At 71.5% G+C, this 17,986-nt stretch carries 17 protein-coding genes; 10 read left to right on the top strand and 7 right to left on the bottom strand.

Annotated features, from left to right (window positions below; all coding sequences use genetic code 11):
• Positions 1 to 555: (2Fe-2S)-binding protein (locus AB0A69_RS13620; RefSeq protein ID WP_361419740.1), on the top strand; the 555-nt coding region annotated here is incomplete at its 5' end.
• 2 nt (positions 556 to 557) lie between these two features.
• Positions 558 to 2,948, top strand: a complete 2,391-nt coding sequence (locus AB0A69_RS13615; RefSeq protein ID WP_361419737.1) for a molybdopterin cofactor-binding domain-containing protein — start codon at positions 558 to 560, stop codon at positions 2,946 to 2,948.
• Between the two features lie 52 nt (positions 2,949 to 3,000).
• Here AB0A69_RS13615 and AB0A69_RS13610 read toward each other — a convergent pair whose 3' ends face one another.
• Together AB0A69_RS13610 and AB0A69_RS13605 are read right to left on the bottom strand one after the other, a co-directional pair.
• Positions 3,001 to 3,582 carry a Uma2 family endonuclease gene (locus AB0A69_RS13610; protein WP_361419734.1) on the bottom strand — a complete coding sequence of 194 codons (582 nt, stop codon included), beginning with the start codon at positions 3,580 to 3,582 and terminating at the stop codon, positions 3,001 to 3,003.
• A 157-nt stretch (positions 3,583 to 3,739) separates the two neighbouring features.
• A complete protein-coding gene (locus tag AB0A69_RS13605) occupies positions 3,740 to 4,129 on the bottom strand; it encodes a DUF5997 family protein (protein ID WP_361419731.1) in 390 nt (129 codons plus the stop codon).
• 58 nt (positions 4,130 to 4,187) lie between these two features.
• Between AB0A69_RS13605 and AB0A69_RS13600 the strand changes: the two genes are divergently transcribed.
• Entirely contained in the window at positions 4,188 to 4,982 is a 795-nt protein-coding gene (locus AB0A69_RS13600) for a LysR substrate-binding domain-containing protein (protein WP_361419728.1), read from the top strand.
• A 40-nt stretch (positions 4,983 to 5,022) separates the two neighbouring features.
• Here the strand turns inward: AB0A69_RS13600 and AB0A69_RS13595 are convergent, their stop codons facing one another.
• Positions 5,023 to 5,271 (bottom strand): SCO4226 family nickel-binding protein, encoded by a 249-nt coding sequence (locus AB0A69_RS13595; protein ID WP_355364010.1) that lies wholly within the window; start codon positions 5,269 to 5,271, stop codon positions 5,023 to 5,025.
• Between the two features lie 412 nt (positions 5,272 to 5,683).
• On the opposite strand from AB0A69_RS13595, the gene AB0A69_RS13590 reads away from it, so the two are divergent.
• From AB0A69_RS13590 to AB0A69_RS13560, 7 genes are all read left to right on the top strand, one after another.
• Positions 5,684 to 7,261: a S8 family peptidase gene (locus AB0A69_RS13590; RefSeq protein WP_361419725.1), complete on the top strand. Its 1,578-nt coding sequence runs from the start codon at positions 5,684 to 5,686 to the stop codon at positions 7,259 to 7,261.
• 151 nt (positions 7,262 to 7,412) lie between these two features.
• A complete protein-coding gene (locus tag AB0A69_RS13585) occupies positions 7,413 to 8,627 on the top strand; it encodes a DUF4190 domain-containing protein (RefSeq protein WP_361419722.1) in 1,215 nt (404 codons plus the stop codon).
• A gap of 100 nt (positions 8,628 to 8,727) precedes the next feature.
• On the top strand, positions 8,728 to 9,480 hold the full coding sequence (locus tag AB0A69_RS13580; RefSeq protein ID WP_361419718.1) for a GntR family transcriptional regulator: 753 nt from the start codon (positions 8,728 to 8,730) through the stop codon (positions 9,478 to 9,480).
• A gap of 229 nt (positions 9,481 to 9,709) precedes the next feature.
• The gene (locus AB0A69_RS13575; protein ID WP_361419715.1) at positions 9,710 to 9,889 is read left to right on the top strand and encodes an SPOR domain-containing protein; all 180 of its coding nucleotides are present in this window, start codon (positions 9,710 to 9,712) and stop codon (positions 9,887 to 9,889) included.
• Between the two features lie 33 nt (positions 9,890 to 9,922).
• On the top strand, positions 9,923 to 10,339 hold the full coding sequence (locus AB0A69_RS13570) for a (deoxy)nucleoside triphosphate pyrophosphohydrolase (RefSeq protein ID WP_361419712.1): 417 nt from the start codon (positions 9,923 to 9,925) through the stop codon (positions 10,337 to 10,339).
• A gap of 176 nt (positions 10,340 to 10,515) precedes the next feature.
• Positions 10,516 to 10,935 carry an ATP-binding protein gene (locus AB0A69_RS13565; protein WP_361419709.1) on the top strand — a complete coding sequence of 140 codons (420 nt, stop codon included), beginning with the start codon at positions 10,516 to 10,518 and terminating at the stop codon, positions 10,933 to 10,935.
• 178 nt (positions 10,936 to 11,113) lie between these two features.
• Positions 11,114 to 13,624, top strand: coding sequence for a SpoIIE family protein phosphatase (locus AB0A69_RS13560; RefSeq protein WP_361419832.1), 2,511 nt, complete (start codon positions 11,114 to 11,116; stop codon positions 13,622 to 13,624).
• 14 nt (positions 13,625 to 13,638) lie between these two features.
• Here the strand turns inward: AB0A69_RS13560 and AB0A69_RS13555 are convergent, their stop codons facing one another.
• The 4 genes from AB0A69_RS13555 to AB0A69_RS13540 all read right to left on the bottom strand — a co-directional run bounded on the left by AB0A69_RS13555 (position 13,639) and on the right by AB0A69_RS13540 (position 17,969).
• On the bottom strand, positions 13,639 to 14,349 hold the full coding sequence (locus AB0A69_RS13555) for a PspA/IM30 family protein (protein ID WP_361419706.1): 711 nt from the start codon (positions 14,347 to 14,349) through the stop codon (positions 13,639 to 13,641).
• A gap of 73 nt (positions 14,350 to 14,422) precedes the next feature.
• The gene (locus AB0A69_RS13550; RefSeq protein ID WP_361419703.1) at positions 14,423 to 15,214 is read right to left on the bottom strand and encodes a succinate dehydrogenase/fumarate reductase iron-sulfur subunit; all 792 of its coding nucleotides are present in this window, start codon (positions 15,212 to 15,214) and stop codon (positions 14,423 to 14,425) included.
• On the bottom strand, positions 15,211 to 17,130 hold the full coding sequence (locus AB0A69_RS13545) for a fumarate reductase/succinate dehydrogenase flavoprotein subunit (protein ID WP_361419700.1): 1,920 nt from the start codon (positions 17,128 to 17,130) through the stop codon (positions 15,211 to 15,213). The genes AB0A69_RS13550 and AB0A69_RS13545 overlap by 4 nt, the downstream gene beginning before the upstream one ends.
• Entirely contained in the window at positions 17,130 to 17,969 is an 840-nt protein-coding gene (locus AB0A69_RS13540) for a hypothetical protein (protein ID WP_361419697.1), read from the bottom strand. Before AB0A69_RS13540 ends, AB0A69_RS13545 begins: the two co-directional genes overlap by 1 nt.
• Positions 17,970 to 17,986 lie beyond the last annotated feature (17 nt).

Genomic DNA, 17,986 nt, shown 5'->3' with positions numbered 1-17,986 from the left:
GAGTCCCTCCTGTACGTCCTGCGTGAGCGCCTGGGCCTGCCCGGCTCCAAGAACGCCTGCGAGCAGGGCGAGTGCGGCTCCTGCACGGTCCGCCTCGACGGCGTCCCGGTGTGTTCGTGCCTGGTCGCCGCCGGCCAGGTCGAGGGCCGCGAGGTCGTCACGGTCGAGGGCCTCGCCGACTACGCCGAACAGCGTGCCGCGCACGGGGGTCGCGGCACCCACCACGGCGAGGCGATCGAGGCGATCGAGGCGGCCACCGGTGCGGCCACCGACACGCGGACCGGTGAGGGCAGCCGCTCCCCGCGTACGGCGCTCTCGCCGATCCAGCAGGCGTTCATCGACGCGGGCGCCGTCCAGTGCGGCTTCTGCACCCCGGGCCTGCTGGTCGCGGCCGACGAGATGCTGGAGCGCAACCCGTCCCCGACGGACGAGGACATCCGCGAAGGGCTCTCCGGCAACCTCTGCCGCTGCACCGGTTACGAGAAGATCCTCGACGCGGTCCGCCTGGCCGCGGCCCGCCGAGAAGGTCAAGGACTCCAGGAAGGCGTGGTCTGATCATGGCCGGCACCACCACGGGTATACCCACCAACGTCACCCAGCGCTCCCGGGCCAAGGGCGGTATCGGCGAGTCGACGCTCCGCCCCGACGGCACCCTCAAGGTCACCGGCGAGTTCGCCTACTCCTCGGACATGTGGCACGAGGACATGCTCTGGGGCCAGATCCTGCGGTCCACGGTCGCGCACGCCGAGATCGTCTCCATCGACACCTCCGAGGCCCTCGCGCAGGCCGGCGTCTACGCGGTGATGACGTACGACGACCTCCCGGCCCCGATGAAGTACTACGGCATGGAGTTCCAGGACACCCCGGTCCTCGCCCACGGCAAGGTCCGTCACCACGGTGAGCCGGTGGCCCTCGTGGCCGCCGACCACCCGGAGACCGCCCGCCGCGCCGCCGCGAAGATCAAGATCGAGTACCGGGAGCTGCCGCTCGTCACCGACGAGGCCTCGGCGACCGCTCCCGACGCCGTCCTCGTCCACGAGAACCGCACCGACCACCACGCCGGGCACGTACCGCACCCGAACATCGTGCACCGTCAGCCGATCATCCGCGGCAATGTGGAGGAGGCGCGCAAGCGCGCCGACGTGATCGTCGAGGGCGAGTACACCTTCGGCATGCAGGACCAGGCCTTCCTCGGCCCCGAGTCCGGCCTCGCCGTGCCCGCGGAGGACGGGGGCGTCGACCTGTACGTCGCCACCCAGTGGCTGCACTCGGACCTCAAGCAGATCGCCCCGGTCCTCGGCCTGCCCGAGGAGAAGGTGCGGATGACGATGGCCGGCGTCGGCGGCGCGTTCGGCGGTCGCGAGGACATCTCGATGCAGATCCACGCCTCTGTGCTCGCGCTCCGCACCGGCAAGCCGGTGAAGATCGTCTACAACCGCTACGAGTCGTTCTTCGGCCACGTCCACCGGCACCCGGCGAAGCTCTCCTACGAGCACGGCGCCACCAAGGACGGCAAGCTCACGCACATGAAGTGCAAGATCGTGCTGGACGGCGGCGCCTACGCGTCGTCCACGGCCTCGGTCGTCGGCAACGCGTCGTCCCTCTCGGCCGGTCCGTATGTCATCGACGACGTCGAGATCGAGGCGATCGGCCTCTACACGAACAACCCGCCGTGCGGTGCCATGCGCGGCTTCGGTGCGGTCCAGGCGTGCTTCGCGTACGAGGCCCAGATGGACAAGCTCGCGGCGAAGCTGGGCATGGACCCGGTCGAGTTCCGCCAGCTCAACGCCATGGAGCAGGGCACGCTCATGCCGACCGGCCAGCCGGTCGACTCCCCGGCCCCGGTCGCCGAACTGCTGCGGCGCGTCAAGGCCCGTCCGCTGCCGCCGGAGCGCCAGTGGGAGACCACCGCGGGCGCCGACGTCCGCGCGCTGCCCGGCGGTCTGTCGAACACCACGCACGGCGAGGGCGTCGTCCGCGGCGTCGGCTACGCGGTCGGCATCAAGAACGTCGGCTTCTCCGAAGGCTTCGACGACTACTCCACCGCGAAGGTGCGTATCGAGGTCATCAACGGCGAGGCCGTCGCCACGGTGCACACGGCCGCGGCGGAGGTCGGCCAGGGCGGTGTCACCATCCACGCCCAGATCGCCCGCACCGAACTCGGCGTGCAGCAGGTCACCATCCACCCCGCCGACACCCAGGTGGGGTCGGCCGGTTCGACTTCCGCGGCCCGCCAGACCTACATGACCGGCGGCGCCATCAAGAACTCCTGCGAGATCGTCCGCGAGAAGGTGCTGGAGATCGGCCGCCGCAAGTTCGGCACGTACCACCCGGCGTGGGCCACCGCCGAACTCCTCCTGGAGGGCGGCAAGGTCGTCACCGACGGCGGCGAGGTCCTCGCCACCCTGGTGGACGTCCTGGAGGACCAGGCCGTGGAGGTCGAGGAGGAGTGGCGTCACCGCCCGACCGAGGCCTTCGACCTGCGCACCGGCCAGGGCAACGGCCACGTCCAGTACTCCTTCGCCGCGCACCGCGCGGTCGTGGAGGTCGACACCGAGCTGGGCCTGGTCAAGGTCATCGAGCTGGCCTGCGCCCAGGACGTCGGCAAGGCCCTCAACCCGCTCTCCGTCGTCGGCCAGATCCAGGGCGGCACCACCCAGGGCCTGGGCGTCGCGGTGATGGAGGAGATCATCGTGGATCCGAAGACCGCGAAGGTGAAGAACCCCTCCTTCACGGACTACCTGATCCCCACCATCCTCGACACCCCGACCATCCCCGTCGACTACCTCGAACTGGCGGACCCGAACGCTCCGTACGGCGTGCGCGGCATCGGCGAGGCCCCGACCCTGTCGTCCACCCCGGCCGTCCTCGCGGCGATCCGGAACGCGACGGGCCTGGAGCTGAACAAGACGCCGGTACGCCCCGAGCACCTCACCGGCACCCTGTAGAACTCGGACAGCGAAGGGGGCCGGACTCACCCGAGTCCGGCCCCCCTTTCCGTCAGCCCCTGCGGGGCGGAGTCAGCTTGTCCAGGTCGAGGCTGATCTCGAACGGCACCGGACGCCGGAGTTCCCCCCGGAAGATACCGGCGGGCGCGTACGCGCGCGTCGGCTCGTCGAGTTCGTAGACGTGGACGACCGGGGCGCCGTCCTCGTCCTCGACGCACCAGTAGTGCGGGATGCCGGCCTCCGCGTACTTGCGGAGCTTGACCGTGCGGTCACGGTGGGCGGACTCGGGGGAGACGACCTCGACGACCAGTCGCACTTCGTCCGGAAGGAACCAGGTGCGGTCGCCGTCGAAGTGGGCCGTCGTCAGCAGCAGATCCGGTTCCGGACGATTGCGCTCATCCAGCTTTATGGTCATCTCGCGACCGACGCTGACGTCGGCGGGCGCCTGCTCCATGAGGGCGACGGTGAGCATGGTGACGAGGTGGCCGTGCCACCACCTCTGCGGCGACATCATGAAGACGAGTGCTCCGTCGATCAGCTCGGTGTGGCGCGGTGCCTCGGGGAGGCGGTCCAGGTCCTCCGCGAACCAGCCTTCCGCGCGCGGCGGGCGCATCCAGTCGGGCAGTGCGGTCATGGCACTACCGTAGCGACTCGCCGATGCCCGGGGCGCGTGATCGTGCGGCTGGGCATGCGTCCGCATGCGCATACGAAAAGGGGCCGGCTCCCTCCGGGGCCGACCCCTTCCGCTACGTACCGTGAGCGCGGTCGGGAGCACGCGCGTCGCGGGCTTGCTAGCCCTGCTTCTCCTGCTCCGCCTGCTTCGCCTTCAGGCGGGCCGCTTCCTTGCGGACCTCGGCCTGCGTGGCGCGCTCCTTCTGGAGCCACTCGGGGGACTCCTGCTTCAGCGCCTCGATCTGCTCCGTGGTGAGGGCCTCCGCCACTCCGCCGCGGGCGAGGCCCGAGATGGAGACGCCCAGCTTGGCGGCGACGACCGGGCGGGGGTGCGGGCCGTTGCGGCGCAGCTCGCGGAGCCACTCCGGTGGGTCGGTCTGGAGGGCGGTCAGCTCGTCGCGCGTGACGACACCCTCACGGAACTCGGCGGGGGTGGCCTCGAGGTACACACCCAGCTTCTTCGCCGCGGTAGCGGGCTTCATCGTCTGGGCGGTCTTGTGCGACGTCATGGGACCAAGGATATCGAGCATGCGCGCGACCGCCGACCACGCCCGGTAACCTGGCCGGGTGACAGGCTCGGAAGCACCTTCCCCGTTCCGGCTCGCGTACGTCCCGGGCGTGACCCCCGCCAAATGGGTGCGGATCTGGCAGGAGCGCCTGCCCGACATCCCGCTGGAGCTCGTCGCGGTGCCGGCCGCCGAAGCCCCCGACGTACTGCGCCGGCGCGGCGCCGACGCCGGTTTCCTGCGGCTGCCGGTCGACGGGACCGACCTCAGCGCGATCCCGCTCTACACCGAGACGACGGTGGTCGTGGTGCCGAAGGACCACGTCGTGGCGGCGGTCGAGGAGGTCTCCGCCGAGGAACTGGCCGACGAGATCGTCTTCCACCCGCTCGACGACACCCTCGACTGGGAGCACCCCCCGGGACGGCCCGCGATCGAGCGCCCGGCCACGACGGCGGACGCCATCGAGCTGGTGGCGGCGGGGGTGGGTCTGCTGTTCGTCCCGCAGTCGCTGGCGCGTCTGCACCACCGCAGGGACCTCACGTACCGGCCGGTCACCGGTGTTCCGCAGTCGCGCGTCGCCCTGTCCTGGCCGGAGGAGGCCACCACCGACAGGGTGGAGGACTTCATCGGCATCGTCCGCGGGCGCACCGTCAACAGCACGCGCGGTCGCGCCGCCGCCCCGGCCGCTCAGCCGAAGCAGCGCAAGCGTCCCGAGACGACGGGAGCCGGCGCACGGCGGAAGCCCGCCCCCGGCAAGTCAACCGGAAAGTCGGCCGGAAAGGCGACGGGAAAGTCGGCCGGAAAGCCGGCCGGAAAGAGCGGCGCCAAGCGGGGCAAGCCCCGCCGCCGGCCGTAGCCGCCGGGGGAGCCGTCGGCGCGTTGGGGCGCCGGGGCGCTCACACCGACAGCGGCACCTCGTGGATCTCGTCGGCCGCGTGGCCGGTCCGTTCGTGGATGCGCTTCACCGCGTCCGCCGAGGGGCCGGTGGACAGGCAGTAGACCGTGCCGGACTGCGGGTCGGCCCATGCCCTCTCGAAGTGGACGCCTTCCTCCTTCTCGATGGCGAGGTCCGCCTCGTGCGCCTCGCGCAGCTGGTCGGACGTGATGCCCTTCATTCCGCGGTGGACGTCCATGTACGTACCCATGGCTCCCGCACCTCCGGGGTCGTGGTTGTGGGCTCACTTCCATGCTGCACCCGAAATCCGCCCCCTGCGCGCGCGCCCGTGGGCTCGACAAGCAGGCTCGTTCGGCCACGTTCGGTTGCGCCGTACCAGGTCAGGGCCGAAGCGGGGGACCGGACTCCGCATCGTGCGCAGGCGTACGACCCCGTCGCGAGCACGTGTTCCGGTGTGGCGGCCGCATGGCGACCTTGTTACCGGCACGTCGGCACCCTTGTGCGATTCCTATGGATCAGCCAATCTTTCGCTCGGCGGTCAGGCACGGGAAACACCCCGTACACGACGGCGTTCATCCGTCACGTCGTTTGTCATGGGCACGTCCATGCCTGGGTGCCGCACCCCCACAGCAACGCACCACCCGATGAGGAGGACCCCTCACATGTCAGTGATGCGTACCTCGCGGCGAAGACTCGCCGCGGCCAGCGCCATAGCCGTCGCCGCCCTGGCGCTCGGCACCGCGTCCGCCCTGCCGTCCGCCGCGGCCGAGGTGGCACCGGAAGGCGTCATCCAGTACGCGGGCGCTCCCAACGCCGTCGCGGGCAGCTACATCGTCACCCTGGACGAGTCCGAGGCTCCCGCCGAGTCCAAGGCGGGCCGCGCGGTCGCCGCGAAGTACGGCGCGAAGATCGAGAAGACCTTCACCTCGGCCCTCAACGGTTACGCCGTCGAGCTCTCCGAGGCCCAGGCGAAGAAGCTCGCCGCCGACCCGGCCGTCGACTCCGTCGTCCAGAACCGCGTCTTCAGCATCAACGGCACCCAGCCCTCGCCGCCCTCCTGGGGCCTGGACCGCATCGACCAGCGCGCCCTGCCGCTCAACCAGAGCTACACCTACCCCGAGCCGGCCGGGGAGGGCGTCACCGCGTACATCATCGACACCGGCGTACGCATCACCCACGGCGACTTCGGCGGGCGGGCCTCGTACGGCTTCGACGCCGTCGACAACGACAACACCGCGCAGGACGGCAACGGCCACGGCACGCACGTCGCCGGCACCGTCGCGGGCAACGCGTACGGCGTGGCCAAGAAGGCCAAGATCGTCGGCGTCCGCGTGCTCAACAACTCCGGCTCCGGCACCACCGCCCAGGTCGTCGCCGGCATCGACTGGGTGACCCGCAACGCCGTCAAGCCGGCCGTCGCCAACATGAGCCTCGGCGGCGGCGCCGACTCGGCGCTCGACACGGCCGTACGCAACTCCATCGCCTCGGGCGTCACCTACGCCATCGCGGCGGGCAACGACGGCCGCGACGCCTCCGGCACCTCGCCGGCCCGCGTCAGCGAGGCCATCACGGTCGGCTCCACCACCAACACCGACGCGCGGTCCAGCTTCTCCAACTACGGCTCCATCGTGGACATCTTCGCGCCGGGCTCCTCCATCACCTCCGCGTGGAACACCGGCGACACCGCCACCAACACCATCTCCGGTACGTCGATGGCCACCCCGCACGTCGCGGGCGCCGCCGCGCTGTACCTGGCCAACAACCGGACGGCGACCCCGTCCCAGGTCGCCTCGGCCCTGACCTCCGCCGCCACCACCGGCGTGGTCACCAACCCGGGCACCGGCTCCCCGAACCGCCTGCTGTACGTGGGTGACGGCGGTACGACGCCGCCGCCCGGCAAGCGGTTCGAGAACACCGCCGACTACGCGATCAACGACAACGCCACCGCGGAGTCGCCCATCACCGTCTCCGGCGTCACGGGCAACGCCCCCTCCGCGCTCCAGGTGCCCGTGAACATCGTCCACACGTACATCGGTGACCTCCAGGTGCAGCTGATCGCGCCCGACGGCACCGCGTACACACTGAAGGCGTACGGGACCGGCGGCAGCGCCGACAACATCAACACCACGTACACCGTCAACGCCTCCTCGGAGGTCGCGAACGGCACGTGGAAGCTGCGGGTGAGCGACAACGCGAACTACGACACCGGGAAGATCGACTCCTGGGCCCTGCAGTTCTGATGTCCTGACGCTCCCGACCCACCGCACGTGAAGGGCACGTGAAGGGCGGCCGCCATCCCATGGCGGCCGCCCTTTCGTGCGTCGCGTCGCGTACGATGCCGCGCGCCCGATCACATGCTCGAATACGCCCTCGACAGGAGCACCGCACGCCGTGGAACCGTCCTCCCAGGGGTGGCCCCCGCCCCAGCAGCCCCACCCCGCCTACGGCATACCGGGTTACGGCCTCCCCGGGGCGCCCGGCCCGCTCCCGCCACCCGTTCCCCCCATCAACGGGCTCTCCATCGCGTCCCTGGTCGTGGGCATCCTGTGCTGCATACCGCCCCTCGGCATGATCCTGGGGGCCATCGCCCTCGCCCGGATCAAGAAGAAGGGCGAACGGGGCAAGGGCCTGGCCATCGGCGGCATGATCATGTCCCTGGTCGGCACGCTGCTCGTGACGGCGGGGATCGCCAGTGGCGGCTTCCGCGAGGCCTACGACGGCTTCCGGAAGGGGATGCGGGAGGCGCAGAGCTCCCGCTCCACGTTCGACCTGCGCAAGGGGCAGTGCTTCGACCGGCCCGGCGGCGTGCGCGAGACGGAGGCGGCCGAGGTGCGGATCGTCGCGTGCTCCGGGCCGCACGACGGCGAGGTCAGCGGCTCCTTCACGCTCACCGGCTTCGGCGAGGAGTGGCCCGGCGAGAAGCGCATCGACGAGCAGGCCGAGGAGCGCTGCCAGCCGATCAGCGACGCGTACGCGATGGACTCCTGGGCGAGACCGGAGAACGCGTGGCTGTACTACTACCAGCCGAGCGAGGAGAGCTGGCGGTACGGCGACCGCGAGGTGACCTGCTCCGTCACCGCCGAGACCGGCAAGCTGACCGGGTCGGTCCGCGCGGACGCCACGACCCTCGACCCGCACCAGCTCGCGTACCTCCAGGCGCTGAACCCGATCGACACCGCGCTGATGGAGGAGCCGGAGGAGACCGTCGAGGACGACCCGGAGGGGAACACCGCCTGGGCCGCCGACGTCGAGTCGACCCTGACGCAGTCGGTCGCCGCGCTGGAGAAGCACCAGTGGCCGGCCGCGGCCGACAAGGCCGTGACGGACCTCGTGGCGCAGCTGAAGACCGCCCGCGGGCACTGGAAGAAGGCGGCGGACACCTCCGACCCCGACGCCTTCTGGGAGTACTACACCGACGGGTACGACGCCCTTCCGCACGACTTGGGGCTCGAGGCGCGCACCGCGCTCGGGCTGGCGGACACCCCGCCGGACGCCCCCGTCGAGGAGCCGGGGGACCCGGAGGGCTCCGACGAGCCGGGGGAATCGGGGGAGTTGGAGGAATCGGAGGGGTCGGCGCCGGGTTCCGGGGCGGGGACGGCCGTCTGAACGGCCGTCATCACTTTGGGTGAATCTCTGGCTCATGCTTGCGGCGCTCAACCGTCGGTTGCCACGCTGTAGCTGTCTGTCAAGCTGATGGGAGTGGCCCGTGACATTCGGTGAGCAGCCCGCCTATCTGCGCGTTGCGAGCGATCTTCGGGAGAAGATCGTCAACGGCTCGCTGCCGCCGCACACCCGGCTCCCCTCGCAGGCCCGCATCCGCGAGGAGTACGGGGTCTCGGACACCGTCGCGCTGGAGGCCCGCAAGGTGCTCATGGCCGAGGGCCTGGTGGAGGGCCGCTCCGGCTCGGGGACGTACGTACGGGAGCGGCCCGTGCCGCGCCGGATCGCCCGCTCCGGCTACCGCCGGCCGTCCGGGGCCAGCCCCTTCCGGCAGGAGCAGGCGGACGAGGAGGCGCGCGGCACCTGGGAGTCCAGCAGCGAGCAGGAGCGCGCCGGCGCGGCCATCGCCGAGCGGCTCGGCATCGCGCCCGGCGAGCGCGTGATGCGCACGCGGTACGTCTTCCGGGAGGCCGGCGAGCCGATGATGCTCTCGACCTCCTGGGAGCCGCTCGCCGTCACCGGGCGCACGCCGGTCATGCTGCCGGAGGAGGGGCCGCTCGGCGGCTGCGGGGTCGTCGAGCGGATGGCCGCCATCGACGTCGTCGTGGACAACGTGGTGGAGGAGGTCGGCGCGCGGCCGGGGCTCGCGGAGGAGCTGCTGACGCTCGGCGGGGTGCCGGGGCACGTGGTGATGGTGGTGGAGCGGACGTACTTCGCGTCGGGGCGGGCCGTGGAGACGGCCGATGTGGTGGTGCCCGCCGACCGCTACCGGCTCTCGTACCACTTGCCCGTGCGCTGACGGCCCGGTGTGCTGACGGCCGGGGACCCTGACGGGCTTTCAGCTCTGGCGCAAGGGGCGCACTCGGCCGAGTGCGCCCCCTTTCTGTGCCGATTTCCTGGCCGGAACCGTATCTCTTTGTGAAAACCCGTATCCGCTGCGTAAAGGTCAGGCGTAGGCTCGGGCATATGCGGATTGCGGTTTCCTCGGCATTCTTGGAGATATGCCCGTCGGCGGGGGGAGAGGTGCGATGAGCGACAGCGGTGCGGTGCTCCCGTGGCTGGTCATTCGCCAGGACGGCAACGGCAACCAGTACCGGGTGGGCAGGTGCGCCACCAGGGACGAGGCGCAGAAGCTCGCCGACAGCCTCGACTCGCGCGGGCGCGAGCAGATGTACTGGGTCGAGCGGGTGGGCCAGACGACGGTGTGACCGTCTGACCAGGTGCGGGTTACGCTCCGGCGCATGACGGATCGTGTGGTCGTGGCCGGAGCCGTGTTCGACGAGGGGCGGCTGCTGGCCGCGCGCCGCAGCGCCCCTCCCGCGCTCGCCGGCCGCTGGGAGCTGCCCGGCGGCAAGCTGGAGCCGGGTGAGACGGCGCAGGAGGCGCTCGTGCGGGAGCTGCGCGAGGAGCTGGGTGTGGAGACCGAGCCGCTGGAGCGCGTGCCCGGCGAGTGGCCGCTGGCCCCGGGGTACGTCCTCCAGGTCTGGACGGCGAGGCTCCTCGAGGGGGAACCCCGGGCGCTCGAGGACCACGACGCGTTGCGGTGGCTGGGCCGCCATGAACTGGACAGTGTCGACTGGCTGGATCAGGACCGTCCCGCCGTCGCCGCGGCGGCGCGCCACTTCCCCGCGGAGAAGCCCTCCCGCCCCGGAGCCTGACGCCCCCGGCCCGCCCTGCGGCGACGGTCTCCGCCCCGAACGGCTGACCGCCATAGGCCCCCGTTGTACGCCGTTCGTGCCACCGTGCGCCCCCGAGCGCGATAGCGCGCCCCGAATATCGGGTATGTCCCGATTAACCCCCCAAAAATGGACGTGGGTCTGCCTCGCTCTGGGAAGTGGTGGGCGTGATCGACACCAAAGGCGAGTGCGTCGCCGAGTGGACCTTCCCGGCCGAGCTCGACGCCGTACGGACCGCCCGGCACGCCGTGCGCGAGACGCTGCGCGGCTGGGACCTGGAGGCGGCCGTCGGAGACGTGACGGTGCTGCTGGTGAGCGAGCTGGTGACCAATTCCATGCGGTACGCCGCCGGGCCCATCGGGGTCCGGCTGAGCCGGCCGCCGCACGGGGACGGGGCCCCCGCCCTCACCGTGGAGGTCTCCGATCCGCTTCCGGATCCGCCCCTGACGCGGTCCGCCGGCCCCGACGAGGAAGGCGGTCGCGGGCTTCAGCTGGTGGCTTGTTCCGCCCGGCGCTGGGGGACCCGCCGCGGTCGCGCGGGCAAGACCGTGTGGTTCGAGCTGGCCCTGCCTGGTTAGAAGAGTGAAGGGACGATCACTTTTCGGGCAGGCTCAAAACGACCGAGACCACCCTGTGATCGTGAACGGCGTGCCGACGGGGGCCGTAGTGCTGAATACTGCGGGAATGGCCGGTCCGGTGCGGTGAGCTGGAGGGGACGGTCGCGTGAGCGAGATACCTGAGACGGCGAGCGGCGTCATGTGGCAGAGCAGCCCGCCCGGCTCGATCTACGACTACATCAGAGTCGCGTCCTTCTCGATAGGCCCCGACGGCCTGGTCGATCAGTGGAGCCTTCGCGCCGCCGAGCTGTTCGGCATCCCGGCCCGCGAGGTCAGGGGCAAGGACCCGGTCGAGGCCTTCATGCCCCCCGACCTGCGCGCACGCGGTCACCGCAAGGTCGCCGAGATCCTCGACGGCAAGGAGTGGACGGGCCTCGTCCCCTTCCGCATCCCCGGTGAGCGCGTCACGCGCGGCATAGCCGAGCTGTACGTGATGCCGAGCGAGACCGCGGACGGCGAGCGGGGCGCGCTGTGCATCGTCGTCGACGTCCGCGCCCTCCGGCGGATCGAGACCGATCTTGCCGCGTCACAGGCGATTTTCGGTCAATCGCCTTTCGGGTTTCTCCTCTTCGGTACCGACCTGACGGTCCAGCGCGCCAACCGCCGCTTCGCCACCGTCTTCGGCGGCTCCGTCGACGACCACCGGGGCCGTACCGTCCACGACTACCTCCCGCGCCCCGAGGCGGAGCGGATGACCGCCGCGCTCAAGCGCGTCCTGCAGACCGGCGAGGCCGTCACCGACCTCCAGCTGACCGGCTCCGTGCCCGGCGGCAACGAGCACCGCCACTGGTCGATCAACCTCTACCGGGTGCACAGCGGCACCGGCCGCCCCATCGGGGTCGCCGGCCTCGGCACCGACGTCACCCGCCGCCAGATCGCCGCCCGCGAGGCCGCCAGCGCCCGCCGCAACCTCGCCCTCCTCAACGAGGCCAGCGCCCGCATCGGCAACAGCCTCGACCTGGAGACCACCGCCCGCGAGCTCCTCGACGTCGCCGTCCCGGGCTTCTGCGACCTCGCCTCCGTCGACCTCTACCAGGGACTGCTCACCGGCGACGAGGCCCCGCCCGGCCGCGCCGCCGACGGGGGCGCCGACCTGCGCCGGGTCGCCTTCGCGAGCGCCGTCTCGGACACCCCGCTGGTCAGCCCGAGCGTCAACCCCGCCCAGGCGCCCGGCTGCTGCGACACCGCGCCCATCGACGTCGGCGCCGTCCACCGCTACCCCTTCAACTCACCGTGCGCGACCGCGCTGCGCACCGGCCGGCCGCAGACCCTGCCGCCCGCCGACGGCAGCCTCGTCCAGTCCACCCTCGTGGTGCCGATGGTCGCGCACGACACCGTCGTCGGACTGGTCCAGTTCTCCCGTACGAAGGGCAGCGAGCCCTTCGGCGAGCGCGACCGGGCCCTCGCAGTCGAGCTCGCCGCCCGCGCCGCCGTCTGCATCGACAACGCCAGGCTCTACCGCCGCGAGCACGAGCGGGCGGTGATCCTCCAGCGGAGCCTGCTGCCCCCCGGCGACCCCGAGGCAGCCGGCCTCGACATCGCCTGCCGTTACCTGCCCGGCAACACCGCCACCGAGGTCGGCGGCGACTGGTTCGACGTCATCGAGCTGCCCGGGCACCGCACCGCGCTCGTCGTCGGCGACGTCATGGGCCGCGGACTGCGCGCCGCCGTCGCGATGGGCGAACTGCGCACGGCCGTCCGCACCCTGGCACAGCTCGACCTGGAGCCGGCCGAGGTCCTCTCCCACCTCGACGAGATCGCCCGCGGCCTCGGCACCCCCACCGGCGCCGGCCGCGCCGGCCGCGGCACGGCGGAACGTTCCGAGGTCTACCTCGCCACCTGCGTGTACGCCGTGTACGACGCCGTCACCCGCCGCTGTACGTTCGCCAACGCCGGCCACCTCCCGCCGGTGCTGGTCGAACAGGGCGAGGAGGCGCTCCTCCTCGACGTACCGCCCGGCATGCCGCTGGGCGTCGGCGTCGGCGGCGAGCCCTTCGAGGAGGTCGAGATCGAGCTCCCCGAGGGCGCGCTGCTCGCCCTGTACACCGACGGGCTCGTCGAGTCCCGCGACCATCCGCTCGACGAGGGCCTGCGGGCCTTCCGCAGCGCGCTCACCGACCCGGCGCGCCCGCTGGAGGACGTCTGCGACCACGTCCTCACCACCCTGGACACCCGCCACGGCGAGGACGACATCGCCCTGCTCATGGCCCGCGTCCAGGGACTGCCCGCCGAGGCGGTCGGCGACTGGCGCCTGCCGCGCGAACCGCGCTCCGTCGGCCGCGCCCGCGAGCTGGCCCGTGCCCAGCTGACCGCCTGGGAGCTGGAGCCGCTCGTCGACACCGTGGAGCTGCTCGTCAGCGAGCTGGTCACCAACGCCCTGCGGTACGGCGAGGGCGAGATCCGCCTGCGCCTGCTGCGCGACCGCACCCTGGTGTGCGAGGTGTGGGACGCGGGCCTGGTCCAGCCGCGCCGCCGCCGCGCCCGCGACACCGACGAGGGCGGCCGGGGCCTCCAGCTCGTCGGCCTGCTCAGCACCTCCTGGGGCTCGCGGCGCACACCGCGCGGCAAGACGGTCTGGTTCGACCTCCCGCTCCCGTCGGGCACGAGCCCCTCGGAACCGACGGTCGACCAGCTCCTGAGCATGTTCTGACCCGGGAACGAAGGTCAGGCCGCCGCCTTCAGCGCCGCCAGCCGCGCCTCGATCTCCGTGCGGCGGGTGGCGAGGTCGGGCAGGTCCAGCCGTTCGAAGAGACCGTCGAGGGACGACGCCGCGAGCTCCTGCTTGCCCAGCGCCTTGGCCTCCTCCCGGCGGACCTTGTCGTCGAAGCGGCTCAGCTCGCTCGTGGGGTCGAGGACGTCGATCGAGCGGACCACGTCCAGCTTCGGCGTACGGCTGACGGCGGTCGCGTCCGTACGCACCCCTTCGAGCTCCGTCAGCCGCTGCCGCATCCGCTCCAGGCCGTCCCGCAGCGTCGCCACGAGCTCCCGCTGGGCCGTGATCGTCGGCTCGGCGGCCCGTGCGTCCTCCTCGGCCTGGAGCTGGTGGCCGAGGGCCACCTTCGCGAGGGTGTCGAACTTGTCCGCGAGGCCGCCGCGGTTCTCCCTGCGCAGGTCGTCCGCCTTGCGGCTCGCCTCACGGGCCTTGACGCCCCACTCGTGGGCCGCCGTGACGTCCTCGCCGTGGTCCTGCTCCAGCAGCCGCAGGCCGTCGAGGGTGCTCTCCACCGCCCGCTCGGCCTCGGCGATGTGCGTGGAGTAGTCGCGGATCAGCTCGTCCAGCATCCGCCGCGGGTCCTCCGCCTGGTCCAGCAGGGCGTTGACGTCGGCCTTCGCCAGCTGGGCCACCCGGCCGAGGACGGTCTGCTTGGTGGTCATGGCACCTCTCCTCGATGACACCGGCCCCCCGTACGCGTACGGGGGGCCGGTACCCAGCGTCACACCTGTGAGGCTATGTCCCCTTCTGGGGCTTCGCGACCGGACGCCGGCCGATCTTGTTGCCGAGCCACACCAGCGGGTCGTACTTGCGGTCCACGGCCCGCTCCTTCAGCGGGATCAGGGCGTTGTCCGTGATCTTGATGCCCTCGGGGCAGACCTCGGTGCAGCACTTGGTGATGTTGCAGTAGCCCAGTCCGTGCTCGTCCTGCGCCGTCGCCTTGCGGTCCAGCCCGCTGTCGGCCGCCGCGTCCAGCGGGTGCATGTCGAGCTCCGCGATCCGCATCAGGAAGCGCGGCCCGGCGAAGGCCGTCTTGTTCTCCTCGTGGTCGCGCACCACATGGCAGGTGTCCTGGCACAGGAAGCACTCGATGCACTTGCGGAACTCCTGCGGACGGTCCACGTCCACCTGCTGCATCCGGTACTCGCCCGGCGCCAGCCCCTGCGGCGGCACGAACGACGGCACCTCGCGCGCCTTCTCGTAGTTGAAGGACACGTCCGTCACCAGGTCCCGCACCACGGGGAAGGCCCGCAGCGGCGTCACCGTGATCGTCTCGTCCCGCGAGAAGGTCGACATGCGCGTCATGCACATCAGCCGCGGACGTCCGTTGATCTCCGCGCTGCACGAGCCGCACTTGCCCGCCTTGCAGTTCCACCGCACCGCCAGGTCCGGGGCCTGGGTGGCCTGGAGCCGGTGGATGATGTCGAGCACGACCTCGCCGTCGTTGACCTCGACGGTGAAGTCCTTCAGACCGCCGCCGGCCGTGTCGCCCCGCCACACCCGGAAGCTCGCGTCGTACGTGGTCACTCGTAGAGCTCCTCTTCGGCGAGGTACTTGACCAGCTCCTCCTTGTCGAAGAGGGCGAGCAGGTCGGTACGGATGGGCTCGGTCGTCGTGCGTTCGAGGGTGATCCGCCCGCGCGCGGAGTCCGGCGCCGCGAGCTTGCACAGCAGGTTGATCCGCCGCCACTCGCGGTCCATGCCCGGGCAGTCCTCCCGGGTGTGGCCGCCGCGGCTCTCCCGGCGCTCCAGCGCCGCGCGCGCCACGCACTCGCTGACCAGCAGCATGTTGCGCAGGTCCAGGGCCAGGTGCCAGCCGGGGTTGAACTGCCGGTGGCCCTCGACGACCGCCCGCCGGGCCCGCCGGTGCAGCTCGGCGAGGGTGCGCAGGGCCTGCGCCATCTCCTCCTCGCGGCGGATGATGCCGACGAGGTCGTTCATCGTCTGCTGGAGCTCCTGGTGGAGCGTGTACGGGTTCTCCGGCACCTCGCCGGGCTCCAGGCCCCCGGCACCGGACTCGGTGCCGAACGGCCGCAGCGCCTCGGCCGCCGCCGCGTCCACCTGCGCGCCGTCCACCCGCGGGCGCTCGCCGAGGCCGGCGGCGTACTCCGCCGCGTACAGCCCGGCCCGGCGGCCGAAGACCAGCAGGTCGGAGAGGGAGTTCCCGCCGAGCCGGTTGGAGCCGTGCATGCCGCCCGCGACCTCGCCGGCGGCGAACAGGCCGGGGACGCCGACCGCCGCGGCCGTGTCCGAGTCGACGGCCACGCCGCCCATCACGTAGTGGCAGGTCGGGCCGACCTCCATCGGCTCGGCGGTGATGTCGACGTCCGCCAGCTCCTTGAACTGGTGGTACATCGACGGCAGCCGCCGCTTGATGGTCTCGGCCGGCATGCGCGTCGACACGTCGAGGAACACCCCGCCGTGCGGGGAGCCGCGCCCCGCCTTCACCTCGGCGTTGATCGCGCGGGCGACCTCGTCACGGGGGAGCAGCTCGGGCGGGCGCCGGTTGTTGTCCGGGTCCTCGTACCAGCGGTCGCCCTCCTCCTCCGACTCGGCGTACTTCTCCTTGAAGACGTCCGGGACGTAGTCGAACATGAACCGCTTGCCGTCGCTGTTGCGCAGCACGCCGCCGTCGCCGCGGACGGACTCGGTGACGAGGATGCCCTTCACGGAGGGCGGCCAGACCATGCCGGTGGGGTGGAACTGGACGAACTCCATGTTCACCAGCGGCGCGCCCGCGAGCAGCGCCAGCGCGTGGCCGTCGCCGGTGTACTCCCAGGAGTTCGAGGTGACCTTGAAGGACTTGCCGATCCCGCCGGTCGCGAGGACCACCGACGGGGCCTCCAGGACGAAGAAGCGGCCGGACTCGCGCTCGTAGCAGAAGGCCCCGGAGACCCTGCCGTCCTCCTTGAGGACGCGGGTGACCGTGCACTCCTGGAAGACCTTCAGCCGGGCCTCGTAGTCCCCGAAGCGCTCCTTGTCCTCCTGCTGGAGGGAGACGATCTTCTGCTGGAGCGTACGGATGAGCTCCAGGCCGGTCCGGTCGCCGACGTGCGCGAGGCGCGGGTACTCGTGACCGCCGAAGTTGCGCTGCGAGATCCGGCCGTCCTTGGTGCGGTCGAAGAGCGCGCCCCAGGTCTCCAGCTCCCACACCCGGTCGGGGGCCTCGCGCGCGTGCAGCTCGGCCATGCGCCACTGGTTGAGGAACTTGCCGCCGCGCATGGTGTCGCGGAAGTGCACCTGCCAGTTGTCACCGGCGTTGGCGTTGCCCATGGAGGCGGCGATGCCGCCCTCCGCCATCACGGTGTGGGCCTTGCCGAACAGCGACTTGCAGACCACGGCCGTACGGGCGCCCCGCTCGCGCGCCTCGATGGCGGCCCGCAGCCCCGCCCCGCCGGCGCCGACCACGACGACGTCCCACTGCTGCCGTTCCGCTTGCGTCATCAGAAAAACCTCGGATCCTCGAAAGCGCCCGTGGCGAGCAGGTACACGTAGAAGTCGGCGAGCGCGACGCTCAGCAGCGACGCCCAGGCCAGCTGCATGTGACGGGCGTTCAGCTTGCCGACCCAGCTCCACAGCCGGTAGCGCACCGGATGCTTCGAGAAGTGCTTCAGCCGGCCGCCGACGATGTGCCGGCAGGAGTGGCAGGAGAGGGTGTACGCCCAGATCAGCACGATGTTGACGAGGAAGACGAGCGTCCCCAGGCCCATGTGCCCCCACGCGTACGACGCGTCGCGGAACGCGAGCACGGTGTCGTACGTGAGGATCCCGGCGACCGGCAGCGCGGCGTAGAAGAAGTACCGGTGGATGTTCTGCAGGATCAGCGGGAAGCGGGTCTCGCCGGTGTACTTCTTGTGCGGCTCGGCGACCGCGCACGCCGGGGGCGACGCCCAGAACCCCCGGTAGTACGCCTTGCGGTAGTAGTAGCAGGTCAGCCGGAAGCCCAACGGGAAGATCAGGATCAGCAGGGCGGGGGAGAGGCCCCACCAGCTGCCGAAGATCTCCCAGTTGGGGCCGTCCTTCATCGGCGCGCAGTTCTCGGCGAGGCACGGCGAGTAGAACGGCGAGACGTACGGGGCGGCGTAGTAATCGCTGTTGGCGAAGGCGCGCCAGGTGGAGTAGACGATGAACGCCAGGAGCCCGGCGGCCGTGGCGGCCGGTGCGAGCCACCAGCGGTCGGTACGCAGATGGCGGGGCGCGATGGCGGCACGGGTGGCGCTGTGCACGCCGGTGCGCGAGGGGTCCGCCGGTTCGGTGTGTGGTTGTTGGGTCCCTGTGGCCAACGGGGTCTCCTAGGGGC

Origin of the sequence: Streptomyces sp. NPDC045431, assembly GCF_040646655.1 — a bacterium.
GTDB lineage: Bacteria > Actinomycetota > Actinomycetes > Streptomycetales > Streptomycetaceae > Streptomyces.
Note: the sequence above shows the minus strand (reverse complement) of the source record. Positions and strands in the feature narration are given on the sequence as shown.